At 62.3% G+C, this 9923-nt stretch carries 8 protein-coding genes; all 8 read left to right on the forward strand.

Going from position 1 to position 9923, the window contains the following annotated elements:
• Positions 1 to 5 precede the first annotated feature (5 nt).
• The 8 genes from PLU72_12370 (at position 6) to PLU72_12405 (ending at position 9863) form a co-directional block, all read left to right on the forward strand.
• Positions 6 to 1217: an aspartate kinase gene (locus PLU72_12370; protein ID HOT28973.1), complete on the forward strand. Its 1212-nt coding sequence runs from the start codon at positions 6 to 8 to the stop codon at positions 1215 to 1217.
• A 166-nt stretch (positions 1218 to 1383) separates the two neighbouring features.
• Complete coding sequence (locus PLU72_12375; protein ID HOT28974.1) at positions 1384 to 3432, forward strand: hypothetical protein; 2049 nt, start codon at positions 1384 to 1386, stop codon at positions 3430 to 3432.
• Between the two features lie 150 nt (positions 3433 to 3582).
• On the forward strand, positions 3583 to 4017 hold the full coding sequence (gene rpiB, locus PLU72_12380) for a ribose 5-phosphate isomerase B (protein ID HOT28975.1): 435 nt from the start codon (positions 3583 to 3585) through the stop codon (positions 4015 to 4017).
• A 22-nt stretch (positions 4018 to 4039) separates the two neighbouring features.
• Positions 4040 to 4669 carry a uracil phosphoribosyltransferase gene (gene upp, locus PLU72_12385; GenBank protein HOT28976.1) on the forward strand — a complete coding sequence of 210 codons (630 nt, stop codon included), beginning with the start codon at positions 4040 to 4042 and terminating at the stop codon, positions 4667 to 4669.
• A 109-nt stretch (positions 4670 to 4778) separates the two neighbouring features.
• Positions 4779 to 5258 carry a cytidine/deoxycytidylate deaminase family protein gene (locus tag PLU72_12390; GenBank protein ID HOT28977.1) on the forward strand — a complete coding sequence of 160 codons (480 nt, stop codon included), beginning with the start codon at positions 4779 to 4781 and terminating at the stop codon, positions 5256 to 5258.
• 2 nt (positions 5259 to 5260) lie between these two features.
• A complete protein-coding gene (gene murA / locus PLU72_12395) occupies positions 5261 to 6532 on the forward strand; it encodes a UDP-N-acetylglucosamine 1-carboxyvinyltransferase (protein ID HOT28978.1) in 1272 nt (423 codons plus the stop codon).
• A 15-nt stretch (positions 6533 to 6547) separates the two neighbouring features.
• Positions 6548 to 8269 carry a HEAT repeat domain-containing protein gene (locus tag PLU72_12400; GenBank protein HOT28979.1) on the forward strand — a complete coding sequence of 574 codons (1722 nt, stop codon included), beginning with the start codon at positions 6548 to 6550 and terminating at the stop codon, positions 8267 to 8269.
• Between the two features lie 175 nt (positions 8270 to 8444).
• Positions 8445 to 9863 carry an SH3 domain-containing protein gene (locus PLU72_12405; GenBank protein HOT28980.1) on the forward strand — a complete coding sequence of 473 codons (1419 nt, stop codon included), beginning with the start codon at positions 8445 to 8447 and terminating at the stop codon, positions 9861 to 9863.
• Positions 9864 to 9923: the final 60 nt, after the last annotated feature.

A 9923-nucleotide genomic window follows, 5' to 3' on the forward strand; every position in this document is an offset into this window, starting at 1 on the left:
TAGGCATGTTCCAACCCGGAGAAATTCTCGTTCAGAAATTCGGCGGTTCCTCGATGGCCGGCCCCGAGCGAATCAACCGGGTCGCAGAACGCATCGCCGAGCAGGCCAGGGCAGGAAAGCGCGTTGCGGTGGTCGTTTCCGCCATGGGAGACACGACCGACGATCTCATCACCCTTCTTCGCGGCATTTCCTCCGACCCCGATCCCCGGGAACTCGACCAGTTGATGGCGACGGGCGAGATCGTGAGCTGTTCGATGGCCGCTTGCGCTCTTCAGAAGTTCGGCGTCAGGGCGAAATCATACAACGCGTTCAACCTTCGCATCCGCACCGACGGCCGATTCGGATCGGCGGAAATACGTTCGTTCGAGCGGCTTCCGGAGCTCGCTTCATTTCTCGAACCCGGATCGGTGGCAATCGTCGCCGGTTTTCAGGGAATCAACGATGCCGGCGACCTCGTGACGCTTGGCCGGGGCGGGTCTGACATCACGGCGGTCGCTCTCGCGCGCGATCTCGGACAGAAGGTGTGCGAAAAATATACCGACGAAGACGGCATCTACACGGCTGACCCGCGGATCATTCCGACGGCCAGAAAAGTCTGGCACCTGAATTATGCCGAGATGGAGACGCTGGCCCGGTACGGGAACGGAATCCTGCATCCGCGATCGATTGCCTACGCCCGGGAGTCATCGATCAGAATCCACGTCCGATCGAGCTTTTCCCGCGAGGAGGGAAGCGTCGTCGGCCCGGACGGAGACCCGGCGATTCCCGTCAAAAGCATGGCTGCCGACAGAAAACAGTCGGTCATGATGATCGACGGCGTTCGCGGCTCTGGCGACATTGCGGGCATCGGAACCGGTCCCGACGGGTTTTCCGTGACCGCGCGGGAATGGCGGAGTTTCGACGGTATCCGGGGAAGCCTGCGGGTCGGCTTCCGGACTGCGGATTCGTTCGATGCCATTCCCTGGTTGTGGCAGGAGGCCGACAGGCGATCGGCCGAGGAGGTCAGGTTCAGCGCCCGCGTCACGTTTCTGACGCTGGCGGGAACGGGGCTGGTCGGGGACGACCGGCATGCTGTGAGACTCCGGCAGCGACTCGACGAGATCGGCATCGTTCCGCACCTGGTCGAGCAGGATGGCTGCCGCATGACCGTCGTCGTCGACTCGGACCAGGCGGGCGAAGCCATGAACCGGTTGCACGATGCGCTGATCGGTTCGTGATTCAACCGGCCGGGCTTTTTTCGCCGAACTGCTGAGCGTTTTGCGGCAGGACGCCGATATCCTTAGGGAAGGCCATGTCGATCCATGGTCCAGATATGCTATTGTCCGTTTTTGTCCGCGGAGGGTATTCCGCAAGTGGAGACGCGCGGTTGAAGGATTCGCTCGAATGATGTTGCGCCCGTTCACGCGCACCGCCTGGGTGCGCCTGATCGTGCTGCTCGCGTTCTGCATGGCGTTGGGCCGCCCTGCGGCGGCGTTCGACGTTCCCGAAATGGATTCCCAGAAGTTCCCCGTCGAAGTGTTCGGCGACTACCTGGAGTTCCGGTCGAAAGCCGACCAGGTGGTGACGAAAGGGCGCGCGTTCATCACGTTCAAGGATATGCGTATAGCGGCTGATACAATTCAGGCGAATACGAAAACCGAGGACATCTTCGCGCAGGGCGCGGTCGACTTCTGGAAGGGCTACGACCGGACGACCGGCGACTTCCTCGTCTACAACATGAAGAACGGCAAGGGCTGGATGCGCGACGCGGAGATCCGGCGCAACCGGAACTACTTCCGGGCCAAGGACGTCTACGTGAGCCCGGCGTACAGCATCGCCCACGACGTGCTGCAGACGACCTGCGACGACGTCGAAGACCCGCACTACTCGATCGAGGCGAAGGAGATCGAGATCATTCCCGGCCACGAGATGACGATGCGTGACCTGGCGCTGAAATGGCACGGCAGGCGGCTCTACCGGAAAAAACTCGACCGGTCAAGCCTGTTCCAGAATGAGAGGTTCTTCACGACGCGCCAGGGCATGTCGCAGATCGACGGCATCTACTTCAAGTTCGGAACGGATCTCGAGCTTACGCGCGGCTCGAAGGGCAATTTCACGTACGATTATTTCCAGAAGCGCGGCTACGGCATCGGGATGACGGGGAGCTTCGGCACCGGCTCGAACAGCAACGGCACGTTTTCCCTCTACAGCCTCGACGAGACCCAGCGCGGCCACAAGAACACGCAGCTGAACCTTTCGCACAGCTATCGGACGCAGAAAGGCGACTCCGTCTCGACGAGCGTCGCCTACACCGGCGACAAGGTGACCGGACTGGAAGAAAACCAGGATCTGAACGTCCAGATGAACGTCACGCCGGTGATGCAGCGCATGAACATGAACATCACGGCGAGCAAGTTCTTCGATCTGGACGGAAACAAATACACGCTCGATTCGGGATACCAGATTCTCAACCGCGTTCCCGAGGTGAACTTCTCCTTCCCCGCCTACACGACGCCAGGCGTACCGCTCACGATGACGGTTTCGGGCATGTACGGCCTCTACGAGGAAGGCAACCTCGACGACAAGAAGAACACGACGAAGAAGCAGGTCAGGTCGAATTTTTCCGTGCCGACCGTGCAGGTGAACCGGCGGTTCGACTTCACCCCGTCCTACAACCTCGACAAGAGCTGGTACAGCGAGGGCATCGAGCGCGAAAACGGCGCCACCACCGTCCGCGCGAACCAGAAGTTCTCGAAGGTGACGAATCTCGAGTTCAACTACAACGTCTCGACCCAGAAGGGAAAATCCCCGTTCCAGTTCGACTCGGTCACGAGCACCGACATGCTGTCGTCGCGGCTGCGGTTCGCAGAGAACACCTGGAACCTCAACCCGGTCAACTTCAATTACAACCGTGTCACGAACCGGCTCGAACAGGTCTACTGGGATTACTCGCGGCGGTCGCGGCAGGACGCCTACCGGAGCTGGGAGTTCTTCATGCGGCGCGATTACGTTCCCGACCCCGTCGCGTTCAGCCGCATGGACATGACCCGGCTGACACCGGGGAACCTGAACATGCGGTACCGGATGGCGAGCAGCCTGTGGTCGTTCGACACCAGCGTCACGTACCCGCATGAATACCGCCGCATCACGAACACGTCGATGAATTATCGCGCCGTCATCCGGCCGCTGTGGGAAGTCACGGCGAACGGAAACTATAATCACCTCAATAAAAAGTTCAGCCCCCTGACGCTCGGCATCGTGCGCGACCTGCACTGCTGGGAAGCCCGTGCCGAATACAACCTCGAGCGCGAGGAGTTCTGGCTCGAGTTCTACCTGAAGGCGTATCCGCAGGACACCGGAAGATTCCGGTACGGCGCCGACACGAAGCGCCTCGAAGCCAAGCTTGCCGCCTACGACCAGCTCACCCAGCGGTACGACACCTTCCGAAGATGACCCGTGGAATATGGAATATGGGGACGTGATATCGAATTATGAAAGTTCGGTATCACGTCCCCGGATTCCGGATTCCGGGGGTCCGTTCTTGAATCCGTTTCTTGCGACATGTATATTGCTCTCGAACCCGAATGGCCAAGGGAGGTTTCCGTGAAGATCTATACCGGGTCGGACCACGCCGGACTCGCGTTGAAACAGCGATTGATTCAGCATCTGAAGGAACACGGCCACGACGTGGCCGACCTCGGGACCGAGAGCGGGGAGTCGTGCGATTACCCGGACTTCGCCCACGCCGTCGCCACGAAGGTGACGGCCGAGAAAGGCGCCCTCGGCCTTCTCACCTGCGGCTCCGGCATCGGCATGTCGATCGCGGCGAACCGGCATCCCGGCGCGCGCGCCGCTCTCTGCCACAACGCCCTCGAGGCCGGGCTCTCGAGACAGCATAACGATGCGAATATATTGGTGCTCGGCGGCCGGATCGTCGGCGAGGAGCTGGCGATCCACATTCTCGACGCGTTTCTCGGTGCGACGTTCGCCGGCGGCCGCCACGCCCGTCGCGTGGAAAAGATCGAACGGCCGGCGTGACGACGCCTGAAAGGAACCCATCATGAGCAATCTCGTCGTTGTCGATCATCCGCTGATCAAACACAAGATGACCTTCCTGCGCTCGAAGTTCACCGACGTCCACATGTTCCGCGAACTGATGCGGGAACTGTCGATGCTGCTGGCCTACGAGGCGACCCATACGATCCCGGTCGAGGAAACCTACTGCGAAACGCCCCTCATGAAGACGAAGGGCTACATGATCTCCGGCCAGCTCATCGCCCTTGTTCCCATTCTTCGGGCCGGTCTGGGGATGGTCGAAGGCCTGCTCAGCTTCATGCCGATGGCCAAGGTCGGTCATATCGGTCTGTATCGCGATCACGAGACACTCCAACCGGTCGAATACTACTGCAAACTGCCGACCAACATCGCCGATATGGACGTGTTCGTCCTCGATCCCATGCTCGCCACGGGCGGCTCGACCGTGAAGGCGATCGAGATCGTCAAGGAGAAAGGCGCAAAGCGTATCCGGTTCATGTGCATCGTGTCCTGCCCCGAGGGCATCGCGACCCTCCAGAAGGCGCATCCGGACGTCGATATCTACACCTGCACGGTGGATGAAAAGCTGAACGAGCACGGATACATCCTTCCGGGTCTCGGCGACGCGGGAGACAGATTGTATGGCACAAAATAAGAACGGGAAGCCCGTGGTGCGCAAAAAAACGGCCGTGAAGACCGTCGGGCCGAAAACCCGGCTGACGGCCGAAAAGGTCGGCAAGATCGCACGTCTCGCGTCGGTCGAAGTGAAGAAGGAGCCTCAGGCGCTCGCTTCCCGCCCCTCGTGGGATACGTATTTTCTCCGCATCGCCCAGCTGGTCGCGACGCGTGCCACCTGCCTGCGTCGGACGGTCGGGGCGGTCATCGTGCGCGACAAGCGCATTCTTGCCACCGGCTATAACGGCGCGCCGAACGGAGTTCCACACTGTTTCGAACTGCCGGGCGGCTGTCTCCGCGAGGCGATGCGCATCCCGTCTGGCCAGCGCCAGGAGCTGTGTCGCGGCCTCCACGCCGAGCAGAACGCGATCCTCCAGGCGTCGGCGTTCGGCGTCTCGCTGAAGGGAAGCGAGATTTACGTCACTCACCAGCCCTGCGTGACCTGCGCGAAGATGCTCATCAACGCCGGTATCACGCGGGTGGTCTTCATCGGCTCGTATCCGGACGAACTCGCGCTGGAAATGCTCCGGGAAGGCAACATCAAACTCGAAAGGATCGGAGTCGACTGATCATGGCTCGGATACTCATCGACGGCGGACGCCCGCTGCGCGGCACTGTATCGATCGGAGGGGCGAAAAATGCGGCCCTCCCGATCATGGCCGCCACGCTTCTGTGCGACGAATCCGTCACGCTGCAGAACGTTCCACACCTCAACGACGTCACGACCATGGAAAAAGTGCTTCAGGCGCTGGGTGCCCGCACGAACTGGCTGGACCGCGGCACGCTGAGCGTCGATTGCGGTGCGGGCGTGAAGGAGGAGGCGCCATACGAGCTCGTGAAAGCGATGCGCGCCAGCTTCTTCGTCATGGGTCCCCTGCTCAGCCGTCTGCGACGCGCCCGCATTCCCCTGCCGGGCGGTTGCGCGATCGGTGCGCGGCCGGTCAACATTCATCTCAAGGGGTTCGAAGCGCTGGGCGCGACCGTTTCCATCGAAGGCGGCTGCGCGGTTGCCGTCGCCGACAAACTGGTCGGGGCGAGAATCGTGCTCGACTTCCCGTCGGTTGGGGCGACCGAGAACCTGATGATGGCCGCCACCTTCGCCGAAGGCATGACCAGCATCGAGAACGCCGCCCAGGAGCCGGAAATCGACGATCTCGCCGGCTTTCTGAACGCGATGGGCGCGAGAATAGAGGGCGCGGGATCGCCGACGATCCGCATCGAAGGCGTAACAAAGTTGAGATCGGCCACGTACCCGGTCATTCCCGACCGCATCGACGGCGGCACGTTCATGGTGCTGGGGGCGATGTGCGGTGGCCCGATCACGGTGCAGAACGTGGTTCCGGCGCATCAGCAGGCCGTCATCGCGAAACTCCGCGAGATGGGCGCCACCGTCGAGGTGGGAACGAACAGCGTCACGGTGAGCAGCGACGGCCGGTTGAAGCCCGTCGAGGTCAAGACGCTCCCGTTCCCGGGGTTTCCGACCGACATGCAGGCCCAGTTCATGGCCGCCATGTGTCTCGCGAACGGCACGTCGCTGATCTCGGAAACGGTGTTCGAGAACCGGTTCATGCACGTGGCCGAGCTCGCCCGTATGGGGGCGAACCTGACGATCCGCGATCGGACCGTCATGGTCGGCGGGGTCGAAAAGCTGAGCGGTGCCCCCGTCGCCGCATCCGACCTGCGGGCCGGTGCCGCGCTCGTGCTGGCTGGCGTCATGGCCGAGGGGCGGACGGAGATCAGCAACGTGTATCACATCGACCGCGGATACGAGGACCTGGTCGGGCGCGTGCGTTCGCTGGGCGCGTCGATCGAGCGGGTAGAAGACAACGGAAACGGAAAGTGAAACGGAGGAGACGGAATGACGAGAGAGCATGAGGCCAGGCGATACGCGGGAATCGTGGACAGGCTTACAAGCCGTGATCGCGACGAGAAGCTGCTGGCCATCGTGGCTCTGGGCATTCTCCGGGTTCCCGGGCATGCGGACCAGCTGGTCGACCTCCTGTCCTCGCCCGACGAGGAGATCGTCGGGAGCGTCATCGACGCGCTCGGAAAGATCGGGAACCCCCGCTCGGTCAAATACGTGCTCGAGTTCATCGGCGCCGGGCGGCCGGGGCTCGCCGACCGGGCGCTGAACGCCCTCTCCGGTTTCGAACTCACCCCCGTTCTCGACCAGATCCTGCGGGCGGCCGATGCGGACAAGCCGCCGCTGCTCCGGCGGCGTCTGCTTTCTCTCGTTTCCCACATCCGCGATCCCCGCATCGCCGCGACGATGACCGAAATCATGGGGCAGACGCAGGATCCCGGCCTGCTGGTGGAGTCGGCGATGTATTTCGTTCGCTATCCTTCGACCGAGCGGCACATGCTCCTCAAGATGCTCGGCAACAACGGCCAGTGGGAGGTTGCGATGGCGGCACAGCTCGCCCTGTCGCGACTCGGCGACGAGGGTGCGCGAAGCCATCTGAAACGGCTCGCCAAATCGCCCGCGCACCCGATTCGAATGGCGCTCGTCCAGGGCTTGTCGCGCCGGCCGATGATCGAGGATCGTGAACTCTACGAGATCTTCTGCCACGACCCGCACCCGCAGGTTCGTATCGCCGCGATCGCCGGCCTGCCCCTGTTCAAGGCCGACGAACGGGCGCGCATCCTCGCCGAGTGGCTTGGTCGCGAGCGCGACGAGACCGTCCAGCCCGTGCTTCTTCGAACGGCCGCGGCCGAAACATATCATGGTCTCTACCCAGAATTTTTCAAACTCCTCTCGAGCACCGTTCCCGCCCACCGGGAACTCGCCGTCCAGGCCCTCGTCGGCATGGGCGAGGCGATCATCGACCGCATCGTCAAGGCTTTTCCCAAACTCCCAATGGCAGCCCGCGAGCAGCTGCTGCTGGTCGCCGGCGGCATCGGCGGCGAAACGGCGAAGCAGCTCGTCCGCGAGCACCTCGGCGATCGGGAACGCTGGATGCGGATCAACGCCATGGAGGCGATGGCTCGGCTCGGCGCCCGCGAGGCGCTTCCCCTGCTAATGGAAATGGCCGGCCGGGAAAAAGACCCCTGGGTCAAGGCCTCGCTCCTGTCGGTCCTGAGCCGCCTCGGCGGGACCGAGCAGATTCCCGTCTGCGAAGCCGGCCTGGAATCCTCCGATGCGCGCGTCCGCGCGAACGCCGTCGAAGCCCTGGCCAAGCTGGGCGTCCGCGACCGCGAGCACCAGAAGCGGATCGAGCCGATGCTGCGCGATCCCAACGACCGCGTCCGCGTGAACGCCGCCATCGCACTTTCGAAGATGGGCGACCAGACCGTCATGCCGACCCTGACGGCGATGACGAAGGAGCCGACGAAATGGCTCCGCTCGTCCGCCGCGTTCGCTCTCGGTGAGATCGGCGATCGGGAAGGCGTTCCCGCCCTGATCGCCCTTCTCGACGATCGCGAGGACGTCGTGTATCGGAACGCGCTCGAAGCCCTCGGCAAGATCGCCGACATCCGGTCGCTGATTCCGATACTGCAGGAAAAAGCCAAGGGTCGTCTTCCCGCCGAATTCTTCGACGCGCTTCTGTCGAAATTCTCGCACCAGGCGAAACAGCAGTAGGAATTCCCGCGCAACAAAAACTTCCGGTCGTGCCGAGCCTGTCGAGGCACGTCGTGAGGAAGGCTTCGCTCTATCCCGGTTTTTCGCGTCGGTCGACACCGTTCGGATTTTCCGAGAACGTGCCGATGTGTAACGAGATACAGCATATTTTGCGCGACGGGGAGGTTACCAAACCATGATGCCTTTCGGGCGGATCGACACGCGATCCTGCGGCGCCCTGCTTGCTCTTTGGTTCGCGGTTCTGAGCCCGGCGATGTCCGCCGGCAGTGAAATTGAATTGAAGAACACCATGGTCAATCTCAGGAAAGGGCCGTCGACGCAGTCGGAAATTCTCGCTCAATTGCCCCCCCGCGCGCGCGTGACCGTCGTCGAGAAAACCGACAAGTGGTATAAGGTCAAATATTGTAAACACGTCGAGGGATTCGTCCACGGCAGTCTCGTGGCGTCGAAAGCCACTCCGAAAGCCGCGTCGAAACGGGAAACGGCACCAATGCGGGAACCCGCTTCCGATGCCGGCACTGAACTCGTTCGCCAGCAGGCGACGATTGCGTTCGCTCGATGCGACTGGGCAGAAGTCGTTCGCCTGCTCGACGAGACTCCTGGCGTGACGAATATCAGCGCCGGCGAAGGCTACATGCTGGGAATCGCCTATCGCGAGCTCGGCAGGTTCGACCGGGCGGAGGCCTCCCTGTTTCGCGCCCTGGGAGAACCCGAACGGAGCTGGGATGCGACGAGCGCCGAGATCTACCGCCAGCTTCTCGACATCCAACAGAAACGGAAACGCTGGATCCAGGTCATCGATACCGCAAAACGCATCACGACGCACCTTCCAGCGGCTCCCTGGGCCGTCAAGGCAAGGGCGGAAGCCTATCTTCAGCTTCGCAGGCCGGCCGAAGCCCTCGCCGAGTATCAGTCCATGCTCATGAAAAATCCCGACGAAGTGGACGCATTCGTCGGCATGGGGCGTGCACGGGTCGATCTGAACGATCTGCGCGGCGCCGAAGCGGATTTCAATACGGCGATCCGCAAGGCCCCGGGGCATGAACAGGCCTATCTCGGCCTCGCGGAGCTGCAGCTCGTCAAAAAACAGGCGCTCGAAGCCGAAGCCACCCTTCGAAAGGGCGTGGCGGCCGCTCCGGCATCGAAACTGCTGAAAGACCGGCTGGCGTACCTCGAAAAAGCGCGCCGCCTGGCCGAACAACGCGCCGATCTGCAGAAAAAGCGCGATCAGCTGACGGCAAAGCTGTGTTCCGGAGGCATCCAGTCCTGTCGGTTCACCGTCGTCGCGAAGCTCAAGCCGAAACTGTACGAGATCCGGCTCGATTCGGATGAACCGGCGTTCCTTCAGACCCGGCGGTCGGTATTTTCCGGACCGGGGTATCACGAGATTCCTCTGATCGACACCGGAGAAATCCCTGTCCGTCTCGCGCCGAGACGCGGCGGCTTCGTCAGCAGGGCGCGGCTGCTGAAGGAACTGACCGATGCGCAGGCCGTTCAGTATCAGCAGACGGGCATGGAGCTTCACGACGTAAACAAGGCTCTCGAGAAAATCATCAGCGAGCAGCAGCGGCACGCCGCAGCCGTTTCCGGTTGAGCGGGCCGGAAGCGAAAGGAGATCTGAAAAAGCGTCCGATGGGTGTACAACTCCCTTCGA

This window comes from Candidatus Ozemobacteraceae bacterium (genome assembly GCA_035373905.1).
Classification (GTDB): Bacteria; Muiribacteriota; Ozemobacteria; order Ozemobacterales; family Ozemobacteraceae; genus MWAR01.